General features: G+C 63.1%; 18 protein-coding genes. 13 read left to right on the forward strand and 5 right to left on the reverse strand.

Going from position 1 to position 20,057, the window contains the following annotated elements; translation table 11 throughout:
* Position 1: 1 nt before the first annotated feature.
* Both HX792_RS19835 and HX792_RS19840 read right to left on the reverse strand, forming a co-directional pair.
* Entirely contained in the window at positions 2-781 is a 780-nt protein-coding gene (locus tag HX792_RS19835; protein ID WP_176997677.1) for a TIM barrel protein, read from the reverse strand.
* A complete protein-coding gene (locus HX792_RS19840) occupies positions 778-1,797 on the reverse strand; it encodes a Gfo/Idh/MocA family oxidoreductase (protein WP_176997678.1) in 1,020 nt (339 codons plus the stop codon). The genes HX792_RS19835 and HX792_RS19840 overlap by 4 nt, the downstream gene beginning before the upstream one ends.
* Before the next feature lie 184 nt (positions 1,798-1,981).
* Between HX792_RS19840 and HX792_RS19845 the strand changes: the two genes are divergently transcribed.
* Entirely contained in the window at positions 1,982-3,955 is a 1,974-nt protein-coding gene (locus HX792_RS19845; RefSeq protein WP_176997679.1) for a sigma-54-dependent Fis family transcriptional regulator, read from the forward strand.
* Positions 3,956-4,029: 74 nt separating this feature from the next.
* Here the strand turns inward: HX792_RS19845 and rtcR are convergent, their stop codons facing one another.
* On the reverse strand, positions 4,030-5,613 hold the full coding sequence (gene rtcR, locus HX792_RS19850; RefSeq protein WP_176997680.1) for an RNA repair transcriptional activator RtcR: 1,584 nt from the start codon (positions 5,611-5,613) through the stop codon (positions 4,030-4,032).
* A gap of 212 nt (positions 5,614-5,825) precedes the next feature.
* On the opposite strand from rtcR, the gene HX792_RS19855 reads away from it, so the two are divergent.
* From HX792_RS19855 to rtcA, 3 genes are read left to right on the forward strand one after another with little or no spacing between them, the layout of a single operon-like run.
* Positions 5,826-7,052 carry an RtcB family protein gene (locus tag HX792_RS19855; protein ID WP_176997681.1) on the forward strand — a complete coding sequence of 409 codons (1,227 nt, stop codon included), beginning with the start codon at positions 5,826-5,828 and terminating at the stop codon, positions 7,050-7,052.
* Positions 7,053-7,065: 13 nt separating this feature from the next.
* Positions 7,066-7,854: a nucleotidyltransferase domain-containing protein gene (locus tag HX792_RS19860; protein ID WP_176997682.1), complete on the forward strand. Its 789-nt coding sequence runs from the start codon at positions 7,066-7,068 to the stop codon at positions 7,852-7,854.
* A 2-nt stretch (positions 7,855-7,856) separates the two neighbouring features.
* Positions 7,857-8,879 (forward strand): RNA 3'-terminal phosphate cyclase, encoded by a 1,023-nt coding sequence (rtcA, locus tag HX792_RS19865; RefSeq protein ID WP_176997683.1) that lies wholly within the window; start codon positions 7,857-7,859, stop codon positions 8,877-8,879.
* Here the strand turns inward: rtcA and HX792_RS19870 are convergent.
* Complete coding sequence (locus tag HX792_RS19870) at positions 8,876-9,919, reverse strand: LacI family DNA-binding transcriptional regulator (protein WP_176997684.1); 1,044 nt, start codon at positions 9,917-9,919, stop codon at positions 8,876-8,878. The two genes, rtcA and HX792_RS19870, sit on opposite strands and share 4 nt — an antisense overlap.
* Before the next feature lie 161 nt (positions 9,920-10,080).
* Between HX792_RS19870 and HX792_RS19875 the strand changes: the two genes are divergently transcribed.
* The 5 genes from HX792_RS19875 to HX792_RS19895 all read left to right on the forward strand — a co-directional run bounded on the left by HX792_RS19875 (position 10,081) and on the right by HX792_RS19895 (position 14,641).
* Positions 10,081-11,172 carry a fatty acid desaturase family protein gene (locus HX792_RS19875; protein WP_256349873.1) on the forward strand — a complete coding sequence of 364 codons (1,092 nt, stop codon included), beginning with the start codon at positions 10,081-10,083 and terminating at the stop codon, positions 11,170-11,172.
* Positions 11,173-11,252: 80 nt separating this feature from the next.
* Positions 11,253-11,573 (forward strand): MocE family 2Fe-2S type ferredoxin, encoded by a 321-nt coding sequence (locus tag HX792_RS19880; RefSeq protein ID WP_176997685.1) that lies wholly within the window; start codon positions 11,253-11,255, stop codon positions 11,571-11,573.
* Positions 11,574-11,575: 2 nt separating this feature from the next.
* On the forward strand, positions 11,576-12,775 hold the full coding sequence (locus HX792_RS19885; RefSeq protein WP_176997686.1) for an NAD(P)/FAD-dependent oxidoreductase: 1,200 nt from the start codon (positions 11,576-11,578) through the stop codon (positions 12,773-12,775).
* A 1-nt stretch (position 12,776) separates the two neighbouring features.
* Positions 12,777-13,601 carry a sugar phosphate isomerase/epimerase gene (locus HX792_RS19890; RefSeq protein WP_176997687.1) on the forward strand — a complete coding sequence of 275 codons (825 nt, stop codon included), beginning with the start codon at positions 12,777-12,779 and terminating at the stop codon, positions 13,599-13,601.
* Positions 13,602-13,690: 89 nt separating this feature from the next.
* Positions 13,691-14,641 carry a Dyp-type peroxidase gene (locus HX792_RS19895; protein ID WP_176997688.1) on the forward strand — a complete coding sequence of 317 codons (951 nt, stop codon included), beginning with the start codon at positions 13,691-13,693 and terminating at the stop codon, positions 14,639-14,641.
* A gap of 111 nt (positions 14,642-14,752) precedes the next feature.
* On the opposite strand, the gene HX792_RS19900 is transcribed toward HX792_RS19895, so the two are convergent.
* Positions 14,753-15,625 carry an undecaprenyl-diphosphate phosphatase gene (locus HX792_RS19900; RefSeq protein ID WP_176997689.1) on the reverse strand — a complete coding sequence of 291 codons (873 nt, stop codon included), beginning with the start codon at positions 15,623-15,625 and terminating at the stop codon, positions 14,753-14,755.
* A 286-nt stretch (positions 15,626-15,911) separates the two neighbouring features.
* Between HX792_RS19900 and HX792_RS19905 the strand changes: the two genes are divergently transcribed.
* The 4 genes from HX792_RS19905 (at position 15,912) to HX792_RS19920 (ending at position 20,055) form a co-directional block, all read left to right on the forward strand.
* Complete coding sequence (locus HX792_RS19905) at positions 15,912-16,418, forward strand: GNAT family N-acetyltransferase (protein ID WP_256349874.1); 507 nt, start codon at positions 15,912-15,914, stop codon at positions 16,416-16,418.
* Positions 16,419-16,693: 275 nt separating this feature from the next.
* Positions 16,694-18,250: an ABC transporter substrate-binding protein gene (locus HX792_RS19910; RefSeq protein WP_176997691.1), complete on the forward strand. Its 1,557-nt coding sequence runs from the start codon at positions 16,694-16,696 to the stop codon at positions 18,248-18,250.
* Between the two features lie 12 nt (positions 18,251-18,262).
* Positions 18,263-19,204, forward strand: a complete 942-nt coding sequence (locus HX792_RS19915; RefSeq protein ID WP_176997692.1) for an ABC transporter permease — start codon at positions 18,263-18,265, stop codon at positions 19,202-19,204.
* Positions 19,201-20,055, forward strand: a complete 855-nt coding sequence (locus HX792_RS19920) for an ABC transporter permease (RefSeq protein ID WP_176997693.1) — start codon at positions 19,201-19,203, stop codon at positions 20,053-20,055. Before HX792_RS19915 ends, HX792_RS19920 begins: the two co-directional genes overlap by 4 nt.
* The last annotated feature ends 2 nt before the right edge of the window (positions 20,056-20,057 follow it).

Genomic DNA, 20,057 nt, shown 5'->3' on the forward strand with positions numbered 1-20,057 from the left:
GTTATAGGGTGAAGGCCTGGCGGAAACGCTCCAGGGCCAACTCGCTGTCGCCACTGGCCCAGCCTTCCAGCCCGACCACGCCGGTATAGCCCATGGCGTGCAGGGCCCTGGCAATGGCCGGGTAGTGGATTTCGCCGGTGCCGGGCTCCTTGCGGCCTGGCACATCGGCCACCTGGATTTCACCGATGGAACCGCCGGCGCGCTGGATCAGTTCAATCAGGTTTCCTTCGCCAATCTGCGCGTGGTACAGGTCCAGGTTCATCTTCAAGTGCGGGCTGCCCACGGCTTCGATGAGCGCCAGGGTGTCGTCGGCGCGGGCGAAGGGCGTGCCGGGGTGGTCGACCTCGGTGTTGAGGTTTTCCAGCAGGAACACGCGACCGGCGTCCTCTCCCAGGCGGGCGATTTTTTCCAGGGTCTTGCAGGCGCTCAGCCACATGCGCCCGGTGGTCTGGTTGACCGGTTGCACGGGCAGGCCGCCTTCACCCAGGCCGGTGCCGTGCAGGTTGAGGCTGGGGCAGTCGAGTTGCTCGGCGATGCCGATGGATTCGCGGGCGCTGTCGAGCAATTGGCGGATGCCGTCGGGGTCGGTGAGGGTGCCGCTGATGTAGCCGGTCATGGAGGTGAAGTCGGCGCCCGTGGCGGCGAGGGCGCCGATGTCCTTGTCGGTCCAGTTCCAGATTTCCGCACTGAACCCCAATTGATGAATGCGCTTCACGCGCTCGATGAAGGGCAGGTCGAGAAAGACCATTTCGGCGCTGATCGCCAGCTTGAAAGGGATCATGGGCGGGTTCCCTGTACGGCCACGGCCTTGCCGGTTTCGAATGACTCGATACAGGCGCGAGCGATCGCCAGGGCGGCGCGGGCGTCTTCGCCGCTGGCCATCGGCTTGGCGCCCGTGCGCAGGCAGTCGGCGAAATGGTTGAGTTCGGCGATGTAGGCGTCGCGCAGCAGGTCGGTGTCCATGCGTTGGGTGTCGGCCTGGATGCCCTGGGCCAGGTAGCGCACCAGGTCGCAATCGTTGAGGCTGCCCATGCTCAACATGCCTTCGCTGCCAAACACTTCTCCGCGCACGTCGTAGCCGTACACCGCCTGGAAGTTGGCTTCGGCGGTGGCGATGGCGCCGTTGTCGAAGCGGATCGCGACCACGGCAGTGTCGAGGAAACCTTTGCTTTTGAAGGCCGGGGCGATCAAGGCGTCGGCCATCACATAAACCTGCACCGCCTCGGCCCCGGGGTTGAGGTAGCGCAGGGTGTCGAAGTCGTGGATCAGGGTTTCCAGGAAGATCACCCACTGCGGCGAAGCGGCCGGATTGTTCAGTGCCGGGTCGCGGGTCAGCGAGCGCAGCAACTGCGGGGTGCCGATACGGCCGGCAGCGACATCCAGGTGAGCGGTGCGAAAGCTCTTGGCGAAACGCCGGTTGAAGCCGACCTGCAACGGCACCCGCGCATCGGCCGCAGCGGCAATGGCGCGGTCGGCTTCGTCGAGGGTGATGGCCATGGGTTTTTCGCAGAAGATGCCCTTGCCGGCGCGGGCGGCGCTGATCACCAATTCGGCGTGGCTGCGGGCGGGGGCGGCGATGATCACGCCGTCGATGTCCGGATCGTCGAGCAACTGTTGCGGGTCGGTGTAGACCTTGGCCACCCCCAATTCAGCGGCGAGGCGCGCGGCCTGGCCTGGTGTCGGGTCGGCAATCGCCACCAGGCTGGCGCCGAGGATGTGCCGCGCAGCGGTCAGGCCGTGGAAGCTGCCCATGCGACCGGCACCGATCAGACCCAGGCGGATGTTCTGTGTATTCATGAATTGACCCCTTCTTATTGTTGGCCTCAGGACGGTCCTGATGGGCAATGAGGTAGGAGCAAGGGCTGTGCCAATTCATAAGCCACTGATATTTATTGATTAATTAATCTTTATAAACAAAAAGTGTTCATTTAAATGACATGTCTATACTGGCATGTCGAAAATATGAACATGGGTACCCCGGATGAGCATGGCGTTCAGCGTACAAGACCTCGATTACCTCACGGCCCTGGGGCCTGCGGCGCTGAATGACGGCCCCGTTCCAGCCCTGGAGCAGGCGTGGCGAGCATGCCTGGCGGGTGAGGTCGAGCGCCCGGCCGGGGTGCGGCAGGTCATCTGGGATTCGTGGCGGCGCAGCGTCGAGGCGGGGCTCGACCCGGCTGACAGCGCGTATCGCTTTGTCGCCGACGAAGCACTGGCCGCCACCCTGGCCACTCACCGCGTCCTGATCGGCGCCGCCGCGCACGTCATGCATGGGCTGTTGGCCTATAACCCACGCGGGCATATCAACCTCACCGATGCTCGCGGCACCACCTTGTACTTCTGCGGGCTGGATATCACGCCGGTCGGCAGCCGCCTGCTGGAGTCGGTGCAGGGCACCAATTGCACCGGCCTGGCCCTGGCCGAAGACCGCCTGGTGTATGTGCTGGCCGAAGAAAACTTCGCCACGGGCTTGCGCCAACGCCGCATGCACTGCGCCGCCGCGCCGATCAAAAACGCCCAGGGCCAGACCCTGGCGATGCTGACCCTCACGGCCGAGCCTGGCTGGTTTCATTTCCATACCCTGGGCACCGTGCAGGCCGCAGCCGAAGCAGTGTCGCGGCAGATGGCGCTGCACGGTTTGCTGGAAGAGCAGCAAGCCGTGCTCGAAGTGCTCAACGAAGGCCTGGTGGTGCTGGATGAGCGCGGTTGCATCAAGGCGCTCAACCGTTATGCGCGGCAATTGTTCGGCGTGGGCCCGGAGCTGGTCGGCAGCCCGTTCCAGCGTTTGGGCCGCAGCGAGTTGAGCGACGTGCTGGGCGAGCCGGTGCGCGACCTCGATTGCACCTTTCACCTGCAGGACCGCAGCCAGCTCGCCTGCCTGGTTTCGGTGTGCCCGCTGGAGCAGGGCGGGGTGATCGTGTCGCTGCGCGAGAACCGGCGGATCCGCGAGATTACCCGACGTATCATCGGCACCCAGGCCCGCTACACCTTTGAGACCATCCAGGGCGGTTCGCGGGCCATCCACGACGCGTTGCACTTGGGGCGCATCGCCAGTCGCAGCGATTCCACCACCTTGATCCTCGGCGAAAGCGGCACCGGCAAGGAGCTGTTCGCCCAGGCGATTCACAACGGCAGCGACCGTCATAAAGGCCCATTCGTGGCGGTCAACTGCGGTGCGATCCCGCGGGACCTGGTGCAAAGCGAGCTGTTCGGGCATGTGGAAGGCGCGTTCACCGGTGCCACCCGTGGCGGTTCGGCGGGCAAGTTTGAATTGGCGGATGGCGGCACGATCTTCCTGGATGAGATTGGTGACATGTCCTTCGATGCCCAGGTGAGTTTGCTGCGGGTGTTGCAGGAGGGTGAAGTCACCCGCGTGGGCGCGAAAAACTCGCGGCGGGTGGATGTGCGCATCATTGCGGCCACCCATCGCAACCTGAGCCTGGCAGTGGCCGAGGGCGCCTTTCGCGAAGACCTCTACTATCGCCTCAACGTGCTGAACCTCACCGTGCCGCCGCTGCGTATGCGCCGCGAAGACATCCCATTGCTGGCACGGCATTTTCTTGCGCGCTTTGCCCGCTCACTGCGTAAATCGGTGCAGGGTTTTGCGCCGGAGGCGCTGGCATTGCTGTCGGCCTACGGTTGGCCGGGCAATGTGCGCGAGTTGGAAAACAGCATCGAACGGGCAACCAACCTGGCCACGGGTGAGTTGATCCAGGCGAGCGACCTGCCGCTGGAGACCCGCCACCGAGCGCCGGCACGCGCTTATGAGCCGCAGCCTGCCCAAGACCTGAGCAGTCATGAAATGCAGGCGATTGCGGCGGCTTTGCACAGTACCGGTGGCAATATCCGCCTGGCTGCGCGGCAGCTCAACGTGTCGCGGGGCGGGCTGTACAACAAGATGAGCCGCTTGGGCCTGAATGCCGCCGATTTCCGAACAAGCACCCCAGCCCCGTAGGAGCCGGCTTGCCGGCGATGAGGCCATTGTTTTCAGCACATACCTTGAGGCCGCCATCGCCGGCAAGCCGGCTCCTACAAGGGTTTGAGTTGCTTCCAGTCGATGCCGAAGCGCGCCAGGTATTTGCGCAGGCGGTCTGCGTCGTTCGGCTGGGCCTTGGCTTGGCGCGAGACGCCGAACAGGCGGCGGCCGGCGTCGGAGAGGCTGTCGGCCTGCAGGCACACATCGATCACCGCCTTGAGTTGCAGCTGGTCGAACAGGTCCAGGTCGTCGGGCAGAAAGGCCTGCGGCTCGGACAGTCCCCAGGCGTAGCGCAGGCGCCGAATTTCTTCTTCGACCTGGGTTTCATCAATGCGACCGCTGTCGGCCAATGTTGCCATGCGGGTGATCGACGCGGACAGTTCGCGAAAGTTACCCAGCCACGCCGCTTCGCTGGAGCTGGCGAACGCCAGGTAGCGGCGGCGCGCTTCCAGGTTGAAGCGCACGCGGCGGCCTTGTTCGCGGGCATGGCGTTCCAGTTCGAAGTCGAGGTTGGGCTCGATGTCTTCCCGTCGGCCCGCCAGGCCGGGCAGGTCGAATGTCCACAGGTTGATCCGCGCGTACAGGTCTTCGCGAAACAACCCCTCGGCCACGCGCCCGCGCAGGTCGCGGTGGGTGCCGGCGATGATCAGGAAGTCGCTGGCCACTTCGCGGTCGGCGCCCATGGGGTAGAAGCGTTTTTCTTCGATGGCCTTGAGCAGCATCGCCTGTTCGTCCAGGCCCAGCTCGCCGATTTCATCAAGGAACAGCATGCCGCCGTCCGCCGCGCGCAGCAGGCCGTCGCGGGCGTTTTGCGCGCCAGTGAAGGCGCCTTTGATATGCCCGAACAATGCCGACATCGCGCCGTCGCCGCGTAGGGTGGCGCAGTTCACTTCGACGAAACGCCCCTGTACTTGATGGCGGCTGCGCTTGAGTTCAAAGATGCGCCGGGCCAGGAAGGATTTGCCGGCGCCCGTGGGGCCGATCAACAGCATGGGCGCGGTGGAGCGCACGGCCACCCGTTCGATTTGTTCGATGGACGCATTGAACGCGCTGTTGCGCGTGGCGATCCCGGATTTCAGGAAGGCCAGGCCCTCCAGGCGCTGATGGGCAAAACGCGAGGCGATGCGGTCGTAGCGCGACAGGTCGAGGTCGATCAGGGTATGGGTGCCGGTGGCGGGCGCCGTTTCGTCCAGGCGGCGCGTGGGGGAGGTCTGGACCAGTCGCGCTGGCAGGTTGCGCGCCTCGGTCAGCAGGAACCAGCAGATCTGCGCCACGTGGGTGCCAGTGGTGATGTGGACCAGGTAGTCCTCGTGCTCGGTGTCGAAGCGGTAGTTGGCGGTGAAGTCGTGCAGCGCGCCGTACACTTCTTCGAAATCCCAGGGGTTGTTCAGCGGCATCGGGTGCAGGCGCACGTCGGTGTGCGGCGAGACTTGCCCGATGTCGGCGCGTATCCGCTCGGCAATGCTGACGTCGCGGGCGTCGATGTCGTGGATCAGCTCCAGGCGATCAATTTGCAAGTTGTCCTGCTGGCACAAGCCGACGCTGGGGCGCCAATGGTTCCAGCGATTGGCGCCCTTGCCGACGCGATCCAGTTTGGAGCCGATAAATCCGATGGCGACCGTGCGCTTGCGTTTCATGGATAGACCAAAATATAAGTGACGATAGGTAAGGATATGGATGTGATGAAAGGGCTGTCATGGTTTTTTCGTAGAGATTTCTTGATTGTGAAAAATACCTATTAAAAACAATTGGTTAAAAATTTTATGTGAACTTTCTGAATATCTGGCATGACCGCTGCTATATCCCAGCCAACGCCGCAGTGACGGCTTTCAAGAAAAGAATCGAGATCATGCAAGAGAAGACCTACCAACTGCTGGAAGTGGCCAACGGCAAGCCGATCAAACTCTGGACCCAGGGCGTGCCTGTTGAACCCGAAGCCCGCCAGCAATTGATGAACACCGCCCAGATGCCGTTCATCTTCAAACACCTGGCGGTAATGCCGGATGTGCACCTGGGCAAGGGGTCGACCATTGGCAGTGTGATCCCCACCGTGGGCGCAATCATCCCGGCAGCGGTGGGGGTGGACATCGGTTGCGGCATGATCGCCGCCCGCACCACGTTGATGGCCGGTGACTTGCCCGACAACCTGTTTGGCTTGCGCTGCGCCATCGAGGCCGCCGTGCCCCATGGCCGCACCCGCAGCCGAAAAGGCCGTGACAAAGGCGCCTGGGAAGATGTACCGGCCGAGGCGGATCAGGTGTGGGCGGCGTTGCACCCGCGCTTCAAGGCGATCACCGACAAGTACCCGCAACTGGAACGCGCCAACCACCGCCAGCACCTGGGTACGTTGGGCACCGGCAACCACTTTGTCGAGGTGTGCCTGGATGAAGCCAACCGTGTCTGGTTCATGTTGCACAGCGGTTCCCGTGGCGTCGGTAACGCGATCGGTAACTTGTTTATCCAGCTGGCCCAGGCCGATATGCGCCAGCACATCGCCAACTTGCCGGACCGTGACCTGGCGTATTTCGAAGAGGGCAGCCAGCACTTCGATGACTATGTAGAAGCGGTGGGCTGGGCCCAGGATTTTGCCCGGCAGAACCGCGAGTTGATGATGCGCGCCGTGGTGCAGGCCACGCGCCAGGTGATCAAGAAGCCGTTTGAAGTGGCGTTGGAAGCCGTGAACTGCCATCACAACTACGTGCAGAAAGAACGGCATTTTGGCGAAGAGGTGCTGGTCACGCGCAAAGGCGCGGTGTCGGCGAAGAAGGGCGAGCTGGGGATTATCCCGGGTTCCATGGGCGCCAAGAGCTTCATCGTGCGCGGCCTGGGTAACGAGGAGTCGTTCTGCTCTTGCAGCCATGGTGCCGGCCGCACCATGAGCCGTACCAAGGCGAAGAACACCTTCACCGTGGCCGACCAGGTGCGTGCGACGGCCCACGTGGAATGCCGCAAGGACGCCGATGTGATCGATGAAATACCGATGGCCTACAAGGACATCGACCAGGTCATGCACGCCCAGCGCGAGCTGGTGGAAGTGCTGCACACCTTGCGCCAAGTGGTGTGTGTCAAAGGATAGGAGGGGAATCAGGATGGAAAGGGAAGAGCGTCACCCACTCTGCGACGCCATGCGTGCGCGGGTGTTGCAAGAGTTGGAACGAATCGAGCGCGAGCGCAATGTCACGGTGTTGTACGCCTGTGAGTCCGGCAGCCGGGCCTGGGGCTTTGCCTCCACCGACAGTGACTACGATGTGCGCTTCGTCTACGTGGAGAAGCCCGATTGGTTCATGCAGGTGGACACGCCACGGGACGTGATCGAGCGCCCGCTGGATGACGAACTGGATATCAGCGGTTGGGAACTGCGCAAAACCCTGGGGCTGCTGCGCAAATCCAATCCCACGTTGCTGGAATGGCTGGATTCGCCGCTGGTGTATCGCCAGGACGCTACCGCCACCGCGCAACTGCGTGGGTTGGCCGAGGCGTTCTACAGCCCGCCGGCTGCGCGCAGTCATTACTTGTCGATGGCCAAGAAGAATTTTCGCGGTTACCTGCAAGGCGATTCGGTGCGTTTCAAGAAGTACTTCTACGTGCTGCGCCCGTTACTCGCGGTGCGTTGGATCGACCTGGGCCTGGGCCGCCCGCCGATGACCTTCGCCGACCTCCTGGGGACGGTGGATGACGCGCAACTGTTGGATGAAGTAGCGGCCCTGCTGGTGTTGAAGCGCAATGCCGACGAGGCGGCCTACGGGCCACGGCGACCGGCATTGCATGCCTATATCCAGCGTGAACTGGAACGCCAAGTGCCGTCATTGCCACGCACCCGCGCAGACTCACAACAGCTGGATGACTACCTGCGCAGCACGGTCAAACACTTTGCATAAGGATGTACGAAATGATTGAGCTTGATGGCGCCATGGGCGGTGGCCAGGTGCTGCGCAGTGGCTTGAGCCTGGCGATGGTCACCGGGCAGGGCCTGCACATCTGCAATATCCGCGCCAAGCGCAGCCGGCCGGGGTTGATGCGTCAACACCTGACGGCTGTGCTGGCGGCGGCACAGGTGTGTGGTGCCAAGGTGGAAGGGGCCGAGTTGGGCTCCCAGACGCTGCGCTTTGAACCGGGCGCGATTCAGGGCGGTGAATACCGCTTCAGCATCGGCACTGCCGGCAGTTGCACCCTGGTGCTGCAAACCTTGTTGCCAGCGTTGTTGCGCGCACCGACGGCCAGCCGCGTGACGATCTGCGGCGGCACCCACAACCCACTGGCGCCGCCGGTGGACTTCCTGCAACGCGCCTGGCTGCCGTTGTTGCGCCGCATGGGTGCGCGCATTGAACTGAGCCTGAATCGGTATGGATTTGCCCCGGCAGGCGGTGGCGAACTGGAGGCTTTTATCCAGCCGTCCGAACTGGCTCCGCTGCACCTGATGCAGCGCGGCAAGTTGCTCGAATCACGCGCCATTGCCCTGAACGCCGGACTGCCCGCCGAGGTCAGCGAGCGTGAGCTCAAGCGCGTGGGCCAGCGCCTGGCGTTCGACGACACGCAACTGCTTTCGGTGGCCATCGACCCCGAACAAGGCCCCGGTAATCTGCTGATGCTGGAGTATGTGCACGAACACGTCACCGAGGTGTTCAGCGCCTTCGGCATGCACAGGCTGCGTGCCGAAAAGGTGGCTGACCAGGCCATCGAACAGGCACAGGCATGGCGTTGCACGCAGACGGCGGTGGGTGAGCATTTGGCCGATCAACTGCTATTGCCGATGGCAATGGCCGGTGGCGGCAGTTTTACCACGCCGCACATGAGCGACCACTTGCACAGCAATATGCACGTGATCCAGCGCTTCCTGCCGGTGGCGATTGACAGCCATGTGCTGGAAGAGGGCGGGCTTAAAATCGAGTGCCGCGCGCTTTAAAGGTTCTCCGAGGTCACGATCTGCGGCGCAATGTACATCCGGTGCCGCACCGGGTCGAAGGTCTCGGCGGTCTGCAAATCCACCAGCAATTCGATCAGCGCAGTGGCCGTCTGGCGCGGTTGTGAATCCATCACCACATCGATCAGGCCTTGGCGCAACGCCTGGCGCGACAGTTCGGTGGACTCCTGCAGGATGCAGCACAACGCCGGTCGTTTGGGCAACTGCGCCAGGGCGCTGATGATGCCGTCTCCGCCACCACCCACTACGCACAGGCCGCGCAGGTCTGTGTGGCGGGTGATCAGGTCGAGGGTGGCCTCTTCGGTGATGTCGCTGTTATCCAGGTTGATCAGCGGCTCAAGTGGCTTGAGCCCCGGTGCGTGTTCGGCCAGGTAGCTGTGCAAACCTTCGACCCGCGCCTGGTGGCCGAGGAAGCGATGGCCGCCCAATAGAATCCCCACACTGCCTTTGCGCGCCCCACAGGTGCGGGCCAGCAACCAGCCCATGGTGCGCCCGACCACATGATTGTCCTGGCCCACATAGGGTTCGGCGGCGTGTTCGTGGATATCCGAGAGCAGCGCCACCACCGGCACGCCGGCTTCGCGGATTTGCGCCAATGTGGCGTTGATCAGCGGGTGGGCAAAACTGACCACGGCGAGGGCGTCGCATTGCACGGCCAGGTGTTCGATCTGGGCGGCGATCACGCTTGGCGTGCGGTCCACGATGTACTCGAACTGGCAGGTCAGGTTGGCACCGGCGTGGTGCTGCGCCGCTTCGCCAATCGCCTGCGCCAGGCTGGCGTAGAACGCTTGAGCGGTGGCCAGCAGCAGGATGCCGAAACGGTAGGTTGGCCGACGTTCGCGAATGCGCTGCCCGATCAGCCGCGCGGCAAAATAACCCACGGCTTCGGCGGCTTGGAACACTTGCTCGGCGGTCTGTGGGTTGACCGGCGCGCGGGCGTTCAACACCCGGTCGACGGTGGCCACGCTCAGCCCTGCATGGGCGGCAACGGTGGCGATGGTTGGGCGTTTGTTGTTGTTCATGGCTGGCCCTGTCTGCGTCTTGATAGAAAACTATCAAGCCCCGCTGGACCTGGATGATAGCTTGATAGGGAATGGATTCAAGGCCTTGAGGGTGAATTACCCGTTCTCTATCGTGGGTTTCGCAAAGCCCCTGAAACCCACGCTTGCGGAGAACAATAACAATGCCTCAACCCACCCGACGCGACTACAGCCTCACCGGCCCCGAAGCGGCCCGCGCGGCCGAAAAGGGCCTGGTATCAGCCAACTGGTACCAATCGCCGATTGCCCGCAAACGCATGAAGGAACTGATGCAACGCCGCGACGGCCCGGCACTGCGCGACACCGCCATTTGGGTGAGCGCGCTGTTTGCCACCGGCTTTGGCGGCTACTGGTTCTGGGGCACCTGGGCCTGCGTGCCGTTCTTCATCGCCTATGGCGTGCTGTACGGCACCGCCTCCAACCCGCGCTGGCACGAAACCGGCCACGGCACGGCGTTCAAGACGCGCTGGATGAACGACGGGCTGTATCAGGTCGCCAGCTTCATGTGCATTTTCGAGCCCCATGTGTGGCGCTGGAGCCATGCGCGGCACCACACCGACACCATCGTGGTGGGTCGCGACCCGGAGATTGTCGAACCGCGTCCGCCCAGCCTCCTGATGATGTTCCTGAGCCTGTTCAACCTGCCTCTGGCCTGGAAAACCTTCAGCGGCGTGGCGCGCCATGCCATCGGCAAGATGAGTGTCCAGGAAGCGGATTTCATCCCTGAATCCGAATGGCCCAAGGTGTTCCGTGCGGCGCGGATCTGGGTGGGTATCTATGCCGTGATCATCGGCGCCGCCCTGTATCTGCACAGTTGGCTGCCACTGATGCTGGTAGGCCTTCCGAGCCTCTACGGTGCGTGGCTTGGCTACCTGTTCGGCCTCACCCAACACGTAGGCCTGGCCGAAGACGTGCTCGACCATCGCAGCAACTGCCGCACGATCTACATGAACCGCGTGCTGCGTTTTATCTACATGGACATGAACTACCACCTCGAGCACCACATGTACCCGATGGTGCCGTACCACGCCCTGGCCCAGTTGCACGAAGAGATCCGCAACGACTGCCCGCCGCCCTACGCCAACCTGCTGGAGGCCTACAGGGAAATCCTCCCGACGATCTGGCGCCAGCGTCGCGACCCGAATTACTTCATCCAACGCCCCATCCACCGCCACGACGATACCCCTGTAGTGAGCGAGCTTGCTCGCGCCGGGTTCCAAAGCAGCCCCCAATAACGCCACCGCGTATTCTCAAACAACCTTGCGGCATATGTGCTGCCGCCGCGCGAGCAAGCTCGCTCACTACAGGAACCATCATGAACGACCAATGGATCGACGTCTGCGCCGTGGGCGAAATAGACGAAGAAGACGTGCTGCGCTTCGACCACGGGCCGCACACCTACGCGGTGTACCGTTCGGCCGATAATGAATTCTTCGCCACGGCGGGCCTGTGCACCCACGAGAAAATCCACCTCGCCGACGGCCTGGTGATGGACCACATCATCGAGTGCCCCAAGCACAACGGGCGCTTCGATTACCGCACCGGCAAAGCCATGGGCGCACCGGTGTGCGTCAACCTCAAGACCTACCCGGTGCGGGTCGAAGCGGGGCGAGTGCTGCTCGCTGTCATGGCCTGATGATGAACGCCCCCCTGATTATCGTCGGCGCCGGCCATGCCGGTGGCCGTGCGGCGCTGACCCTGCGCGAAGAAGGCTACACCGGGCGCCTGATCCTGATCGGCGATGAAGCGCACTTGCCCTACGAGCGACCGCCACTCTCCAAGGGATTGTTGCAGGGCACCACGGACCTGGCCGGGTGCAGCCTGCTCAGCAGCGAGCGACTCGCCGAGTTGGGCATCGAGCATATTGCCGGTAACCCGGTGAGCCGGTTGGAACCCTCGCAACATCGCCTGCAATTGGCTGACGGCCAGTGGTTGCCTTACGCCGGGCTGTTGCTGGCGACCGGGGGCAGGGCGCGCCGTCTGCCCCAGGAACAGGCCAATGTGCTTTACCTGCGCAGCCATGATGAAGCCCTGGCTTTGCGCAGCGTGCTGAACCCGGGCACGCGGCTGGTGGTGGTCGGCGGCGGCTTTATCGGCCTGGAAGTGGCGGCGACCGCCCGCGGGCTCGGCTGTGAAGTCACGGTGCTGGAAGCCGGGTCACGGCTGGCGGGCCGCGTACTGCCGCCCGTTATCTCGCAGGCGCTGTTGGACCTGCATCGCGAACACGGCGTGGACGTGCGATTGAATGTGGCGCTGGAATCCATCCAGGCCGATGCCGTGTGGCTGGTCGACGGTCAACGTTTGCTCTGCGACCGCGTCGTGGTCGGTATCGGCATGCAACCCAATATCGAACTGGCCGCTGGCGCAGGGTTGGAGGTGGGGCAGGGTATCCGTGTCGATGAATACCTGCGCACCAGTGCGCCGAACATTTATGCGGCGGGTGACGTGTGTGAGTTTCGCCTGGGGGGCCTCTATCAACGCCAGGAGACCTGGCGCAACGCCGAGGCCCAGGGGCGCCATGCGGCACTCAATTTGTTGGGGCGTGAAGTGCCGTTCGAAACGATCCCGGGTTTCTGGTCCGATCAGTACGACTGGGGCTTGCAGACCGTGGGGGTGCTGACGCCGATGGCGATCAGCCGCCCACTGCCGGGAGGCGGCATGCTGCTGTTTTGCCTGGATGCCGATCAGCGTTTGCAAGGTGCCTGCGGCTGGGCCCCGGGCAACGGCGTGGCCAAGGACATCAAGCTGTGCGAGCGCCTGATCACCGCACGGATTGCCCTCGACGCCGCTACGCTGGCCGATCCCGGGCAGTCCCTTAAACACCTGCTGCGAGGCTGATATGCGCCAACTCCTGGTATTCCAATCCCTATGGGCGATGCAAACCGAATCCGGCCCGCTGGAGGCGCAACTCGACCGCATCAAGGCTGCGGGATTCGATGGCATCACCGACCACTACTGGCAGCCTGCCGACGTGGCCCGGCTGCATGCAGCGGCCACGGCCAGGGGCTTGCAGATTGAAGGTCAGTTGTTCCCGCAAAGCGTCGACGACCTGGCCGCAGCGTTGGACGTGATCAGCCGCTACGGTTGCCATCACCTCACCCTACAAGCCGACGTGCGCCCGCGCACCCAGAGCGAAGCCGCGCGGTTGGTGGTGGGTTGGCAGCGATTGGCCGAGCAGGTGGACTTTCCGGTACTGCTGGAAACCCATCGCTATCGCCTGACCAACGACCTGCTGTTCACCCTCGACCTGCTGGCGCAAATGCCCGACCTGAAACTGCTGGCCGACCTGTCTCACTACGTAGTCGGGCGTGAACTGCCCGAGCCTGGCGCGCTTGAAGACGACGAGCAGATCCGCACGATCCTGCGCCATAGCTGGGGTTTTCACGGCCGTGTCGCCAGCAGCGAGCAGGTGCAGGTCTCGCTGGACTTTCCCCAGCACCAGGCCTGGGTGCAGCGGTTTACCGAGTGGTGGCGCTACGGGATCAACGACTGGCTGGCCCGCCCCGACACGCCGCAGAGCTTGTCTTTCACCTGCGAACTCGGCCCGCCGCCCTATGCGATCACCGGCGCCGATGGCCACGAGATCAGTGACCGTTGGGCCGAAGCCTTGAAACTGCAGGCACTGATTCGCACCCTATGGCACAGCTGCACCCACCCCCTGTAGGAGCCGGCTTGCCGGCGATGGCGCCCGTAAAATCGCCATCGAATCTGCTAATCTGCCCGGGTCTTTAGCCCCCAGCCCGGACCTTCACCATGTCGACATCCTCCGTTCAGCCGCCCCTGGAACCGCAATCCGTCTGCCACCCCATCACCAGCAGCGCCATCTTCATGGTCGCCACCATCACCCCCGGCAGTGAAGACACGGTGCGCGGCTGGTGCGCCGACATCGCCGGGCTGGTGCGTTCGGTGGGCAAGCGCGTGCCGGCAGGCAACCTCACCTGCGTGTGCGGGTTTGGCTCGGATGCCTGGGACCGACTGTTCGGCGCGCCTCGCCCGGCCGCACTGCACCCGTTCCGCGAATTCGGTGTGCCAGGGCGCCTGGCGGTGTCGACACCGGGGGATATCCTGCTGCACATCCGCGCCGAGCAGATGGACCTGTGCTTTGAACTGGCCACCCATCTCATGGCGGCCCTGGGCGACGCGGTGAAGGTGGTGGATGAGGTGCAGGGTTTCCGCTACTTCGACATGCGCAGCATCATCGGCTTTGTCGACGGCACCGAGAACCCGGTGGGGCGCAAGGCCGAGGGTTTCACCATCGTGGGTGATGAAGACAGCGAATTCCGTGGCGGCAGCTATGTGCTGGTGCAGAAGTACCTGCACAACATGACGGCCTGGAACGGCCTGACCGTGGAGGCCCAGGAGAAGGTGATCGGGCGCACCAAACTGTCGGATATCGAGCTGGACGAGGAGGCTAAGCCAAGCAATTCCCATAGCGCGCTCACTGTCATCACGGACGAGAACGGTGAGGAAGTGAAGATCCTGCGCGACAACATGCCCTTCGGCCGGCCGGGGGCAGGGGAGTTCGGCACCTATTTCATTGGGTATGCACGCTCGCCGCAGCCGTTGGAGTTGATGCTGGAGAACATGTTCGTCGGGCGCCCGGTGGGCAATTACGACCGCTTGCTGGATTTCAGTACGGCGGTTACTGGCGGGTTGTTCTTCGTACCCTCGGCCGACCTGCTCGAAGCATTGGCCGACCGCTAACCACGATCCCCTGTAGGAGCCGGCTTGCCGGCGATAGCGGTGTATCAATCAAAGGGTGTGCTGATTGACCTGACGTCATCGCCGGCAAGCCGGCTCCTACAGGGGGGGGTGTCAGGCCAGTAGGCCGGTGCTCACGGCCACAATCAGGAACACCCCGAGCAACGCCCGGTAGATCACGAACGGCCAGGTGGAGAACCGCTCCAGGAACTTCATCAAGCCCCAGATCGCAAAGAACGCCGAGACGCTTGCCACCACCAGCCCGAAGATCAGGTGTGGCCAGGCGTGGGCCGGCATGTCCGCATGCAACAACACCCACAGCTCCTTCAAACCGGCGAGGGCGATGGCCGGCAGGCCCAGCAGGAAGGAGAAGCGTGCCGCTTCTTCACGCTTGAAGTTGAGGAACAGCGCGGCGGTGAGGGTGGAGCCGGAACGCGACACGCCCGGGATCAGCGCGCCAATCTGTGCGATACCCACGATCAGCGCATCGCGCAGGCGCATTTCGCTCACCTCGCGGGTGTGGCGTGCGCGCACTTCGGCCACTGCCAGCAACACCGCCATGACCACGCAGGAAATGCCGATCACCATCAACCCGCGCAACGGCGAGTTGCAGGCGTTCAGGGTCGAGGACAGCGCGAGGCCGGCAATCCCGATCGGGATGGTCGCCAGCACAATCGCCACCGCCAGCTTGAACCAGCGGTCGTTGTAGTCGCCCCGGCGCACTGCGCCGATGCTGCCGGTGGTCACTTGGCGCACATCACGCCAGAAGTAACTGACCACCGCCGCCAGCGCCGCCAACTGCATGGCCGCCGAAAACGCCGAGCCCGGGTCTTGCCAGCCGAGCAGGGCGGGCACCACCCGCATGTGGGCAGTGGACGACACCGGCAACAGCTCGGTAATGCCCTGGATCACGCCCAGGATGAAGATCTGCAGGTAATCCAGGGAGGCAAAGCCCACATCCAGGCCGGCGGTACAGACGTTGGTCAAAATACATGTCCTTAAAATGAATAACCGGAACCTGTAGTGAGCGGGCTCGCCCCGCGCCGCCGCGACACCGAACTCAAACGGGAGAAACCCGATGCCAGGTAGGGCGCCGCGCGGGGCAAGCCCGCTCACTACAGTTCTGGGGAAGTTTATTCTAAATGTTTCAGGATTTTGGACGGGGCCGGGTAAATCCGCAATCGGTTCAGCAAACAGAAAGGTTATGCAATGTATTGGCCTGCGCAGGGCTTTTGTGAACAATGGCGCCCTGCGTTTTTTGACCGAGAGCCCCATGCCTGAAACCACCGTCGAATTGATCCAGACCGGCCCTGACGCCCTGGAGCTGATCCGCAATCTCTACCAGTACTACGCCTATGAGTCCTCCGACTGGGAACAGGAAGATGTCGAGTCCGACGGACGCTTCTATATCCACGACGAGCACCTGGTGCGCTACTGGGAAGACCCGCAGTGGAGCGCCCACCTGCTGCTGGTGGAGGGTTACATCGCCGGTTTCCTGCTGATCGAAGGCAGCGAGTTGCCCGGTGTTGATGCCCTGGAGCTGGCCGACCTGTTCATCCTCAAGCGCTATCGGCGCAAAGGCATTGGCCGCGCAATCGCCACCCAGGTGCTGTGCAGCGGCGAGCGCAACTGGCTGGTGCGTTTCTATGACCAGGACGAAGTGTCCCAGGCGTTCTGGCGCACGGTGCTGGACAACCTGCCACGCCCGGTGCAGGCCCTGGACCTGGACGATGACCCGCAGCTGGTCAATTACCTGATCACGCGGGTGGCGCTGCATTGAGGATTGGCGGGTTCATCTAAAAGAGGCTTCGGCCTCTTTTTTTTGTCTGCGTTTCAGCCCATTCGCTGTAGCTGTCTCTGACCTTAATGTTTTTATGTGCATAAAAAAACATTTACAGGCATGGTGCATGCTGTGAATATGTCCCGGCGAATTTAAAAAAACAAAAATCATCCGCGGCCATGACCTCGCTCAGGCCATAACAATAACGACCTAACACAGGCTTGAAGCCGGCTCCTGCCCCAGGCCGGTCTTCTCAGCGAAGGAGAACGTCTCCCGTGAATCGCTTACTCAATGGAACGCTGTGCGTCACCCTCGCACTGGGCGCCGGCCTCGCGCAGGCCCAGAGCACTTTGCGCGTGGGCTTGAACGCCGATATCCGCAGCACTGAACCGGGCGTCAACCGTGATGAGAACACCGACACGGTGATGCTGCACATCGTCGAGGGTCTTGTGGCTCACCGTGAAGACGCCTCCGTCGGCCCGTTGCTGGCCCGCGAAGTGCTGCGCTCGGACGACGGCATGACCTACACCTTCAAACTGCGTGAAGGCGTGCACTTCCAGAATGGCGCCACCCTGACCGCCCAGGACGTGAAGTGGACCTGGGAGCGTTACCTCAACCCCAAGACCCAATGGCGCTGCCTGGCCGAATTCGATGGTCGTGGCGGGGCGAAGATCACCGGCATCGACACGCCGGACCCACTCACGGTGGTGTTCCACCTTGACCAGCCCAGTGGCTTGTTCCTGGCCTCGATGGCACGCCCCGACTGCGGTGGCAGCGGCATCCTGCACCGCGACTCGCTGGCGGCCGATGGCAGTTGGAAGGCGCCGGTGGGCACTGGCCCGTTCAGCCTCACCGAATGGAAGCCCGGCCAATACGTGGTGTTGTCCCGTTTCAAGGACTACAGCCCGCGTGACGAAGCCGGGCCGGATGGTTTCACCGGCAAGAAGCAGGCGCTGGTGGATGACCTGCGCTTCATGGTGATACCCGACCCGTCGTCGGCCAAAGCCGCCTTGATGTCCAACAACATCGACCTGCTGCCCAACGTCAGTGCCAGCGATGCCGAGGAGCTGAAAGCCACGCCGGGAGTGCAGATTTCGTTCAGCCCGATCATGGCCATCTGTGGCTTGCTGTTCCAGACCAACGACCCGCTGCTCAAGGATGTGCGTATCCGCCGGGCCATCGCTGCCTCCCTCGACTATGGGCAGATGGTCACCGCGCTGTCCAATGGCACCTCCGAGCCGAACAACTCGGCGATCCCGCAGACCAGCCCGTTCTACAGCGCCACCGCCAAGCAGGGTTACCACCACGACCCGCAACTGGCCCAGCGCCTGCTCAAAGAGGCCGGCTACAACGGCCAGCCGATCAAGATGATCGTCAACAAGCGTTACTCGCAGATGTTCGACATGGGCCTGCTCAGCCAGGCCATAGCGGTGGCCAGCGGCTTGAATATCCAGATGGAAACCCTGGAGTGGGGCACCCAGCTGGAGCGCTACCAGAGCGGCAACTACCAGATGATGGCGTTTTCTTATTCCTCGCGCCTGGACCCGGCCACCAGCTTCGACTCGCTGATGGGCGACAAGACCAAGGAACCCCGCAAAGTCTGGGACAACCCCCAGGCCCAGGCAGTGCTGCGCGAAGCGGTGCGTGAGAGCGACACGGCCAAGCGCCAAGCGCTGTTCGACCAACTGCACACGATGATGATCCACGACACGCCGATGGTGATCATCTACAACGGCACGGTCGCCGCAGCGCTGCGCGACAGCGTCAAGGGCTTCCATTCGTGGCCGGTGTCGTCGCCACGGTTGTGGGGCGTCAGCCTCGCGGCACAGTAACAGGGCCTGAACATGTTGCGTTTTATCCTGCAAAAACTCGGCATGGCGGTGCCTACGCTGTTGCTGATTTCGGTGATGGTGTTCGCGTTGATCCGCCTGATTCCCGGCGATCCGGCGCTGCTGATGTTGGGTGATATGGCCGACCCACAAAGCCTGGCGGACATGCGCCACACCCTGGGCCTGGATCACTCGCTGGTGACCCAGTTCCTGATCTGGTTCAAGGCCGTGCTGAGCTTTGACCTGGGCTTCTCCATCAGCACCAAACAGGCGGTGCTGCCGCTGATTCTCGACCGGTTCAGCGTCAGCGCGACCATCGTGCTGGTGGCGGTGTTGCTGGCCACGTTGATCGCGGTGCCGATCGGCTTGGTTGCCGCCTGGAAGCAGAACAGTGCCCTCGACCTGGGGTTGGTGTCCGTGGCGACCTTGCTGCTGTCGATCCCCAGCTTCTGGCTCGGCTTGTTGTTGCTGCATGCCTTTGGCATCCAGTTGGGCTGGCTGCCGGTGGTGGGCTACGTGAGTTTCGCACAGGCTCCCTGGCAAGCCATGAGCTACATGGTGCTGCCGGTTGTGACCCTGACTCTGGTGGAAGTCGGCGCGATCACTCGCATGGCGCGGGCCAGCACTATCGAAGTGCTGCGTCTGGAATACATTGCCCATGCCCGGGCCAAGGGCCTGTCGGAGCGTGCCGTACTGTGGAAACACGCCTTGCCCAACGCCTTTGCGCCCACCTGGACCCTGGTGGGGTTGATCCTCGGCAACCTGCTGGGGGGGATTGCGGTGCTGGAAACGGTGTTCACCTTGCCGGGTATCGGCCGGTTGATGGTGGACGCGATTTTCGCCCGCGACTATCCCGTGCTACAGGGCTGCCTGTTGCTGATCACCTTTATCTACGTGCTGGTCAACCTGTGTGTGGATCTGCTCTATCCGCTGTTCGATCCAAGGGTGAAGTTATGAGTTCGACAATTGCCGTGTCGGCGCCCGCCAAGCGCCGCCGCGCTTGGGCACCGGCCAACGCCTTGATCGGCGGCGGGTTACTGGTGGCTCTGGTGGCCCTGGCCTTGATGGGGTTGGTGTGGTCGCCGTACGACCCGCTGAAGATCGACTTGCTGTCGCGCTTCCAGGCGCCATCGGCCGCCCATTGGCTGGGCACCGATGAGTTCGGTCGCGATGTGTTCAGTCGCTTGTTGATCGGTGCGCGCACCAGCCTGTGGGTGAGCCTGCTGACGGTGAGTGTGGCGGTGATCGCCGGCACCTTGATCGGCATGCTCGCCGGTTACCTGCGTGGCTGGACCGACCGCCTGTTGATGATGTTCAACGATGCGCTGCTGGCATTCCCCGGCATCCTCATGGCCCTGGGCATCATGGCGATCATCGGCGCGAGCAAGTACGGCATCGTGTTGGCCCTGGGCATCGCCTACACGCCTTCGGTGGTGCGCGTGGTGCGCGGCACGGTGTTGTCCCTGCGCGAGCTGGAGTACATCGAAGCGTCGCGGGTCATCGGCAATTCCGAGCTGTACACCATGCTGCGGCACATTGCACCGAACTGCCTGGCACCGCTGTGCGTGCTCGCCACCAGTATGTTCGGCTGGGCATTGCTGTCGGAAAGTGCCCTTAGCTTCCTTGGCCTGGGCGTGCCGCCACCGGCCGCGACCTGGGGCAACATGCTCGCCAGCAGCCGCCCCTACATCGCCTCTGCACCCTGGCTGGGCGTATTCCCCGGGCTGTTTATCTGCCTGACGTTGCTGGCGATCAACCTGTTTGGCGATGCACTGCGTGATCGCCTCGACCCACGGATGAGGAAGTGAAC

This window comes from Pseudomonas sp. B6002, from assembly GCF_013385985.1.
In the GTDB taxonomy this organism is placed as follows: domain Bacteria; phylum Pseudomonadota; class Gammaproteobacteria; order Pseudomonadales; family Pseudomonadaceae; genus Aquipseudomonas.

Coding starts and splice junctions, on each gene's coding strand:
- HX792_RS19835 (WP_176997677.1), bottom strand. CDS start 781: ATGATCCCTTTCAAGCTGGCGATCAGCGCCGAAATGGTCTTTCTCGAC.
- HX792_RS19840 (WP_176997678.1), bottom strand. CDS start 1,797: ATGAATACACAGAACATCCGCCTGGGTCTGATCGGTGCCGGTCGCATG.
- HX792_RS19845 (WP_176997679.1), top strand. CDS start 1,982: ATGAGCATGGCGTTCAGCGTACAAGACCTCGATTACCTCACGGCCCTG.
- rtcR (WP_176997680.1), bottom strand. CDS start 5,613: ATGAAACGCAAGCGCACGGTCGCCATCGGATTTATCGGCTCCAAACTG.
- HX792_RS19855 (WP_176997681.1), top strand. CDS start 5,826: ATGCAAGAGAAGACCTACCAACTGCTGGAAGTGGCCAACGGCAAGCCG.
- HX792_RS19860 (WP_176997682.1), top strand. CDS start 7,066: ATGGAAAGGGAAGAGCGTCACCCACTCTGCGACGCCATGCGTGCGCGG.
- rtcA (WP_176997683.1), top strand. CDS start 7,857: ATGTACGAAATGATTGAGCTTGATGGCGCCATGGGCGGTGGCCAGGTG.
- HX792_RS19870 (WP_176997684.1), bottom strand. CDS start 9,919: ATGAACAACAACAAACGCCCAACCATCGCCACCGTTGCCGCCCATGCA.
- HX792_RS19875 (WP_256349873.1), top strand. CDS start 10,081: ATGCCTCAACCCACCCGACGCGACTACAGCCTCACCGGCCCCGAAGCG.
- HX792_RS19880 (WP_176997685.1), top strand. CDS start 11,253: ATGAACGACCAATGGATCGACGTCTGCGCCGTGGGCGAAATAGACGAA.
- HX792_RS19885 (WP_176997686.1), top strand. CDS start 11,576: ATGAACGCCCCCCTGATTATCGTCGGCGCCGGCCATGCCGGTGGCCGT.
- HX792_RS19890 (WP_176997687.1), top strand. CDS start 12,777: ATGCGCCAACTCCTGGTATTCCAATCCCTATGGGCGATGCAAACCGAA.
- HX792_RS19895 (WP_176997688.1), top strand. CDS start 13,691: ATGTCGACATCCTCCGTTCAGCCGCCCCTGGAACCGCAATCCGTCTGC.
- HX792_RS19905 (WP_256349874.1), top strand. CDS start 15,912: ATGCCTGAAACCACCGTCGAATTGATCCAGACCGGCCCTGACGCCCTG.
- HX792_RS19915 (WP_176997692.1), top strand. CDS start 18,263: ATGTTGCGTTTTATCCTGCAAAAACTCGGCATGGCGGTGCCTACGCTG.
- HX792_RS19920 (WP_176997693.1), top strand. CDS start 19,201: ATGAGTTCGACAATTGCCGTGTCGGCGCCCGCCAAGCGCCGCCGCGCT.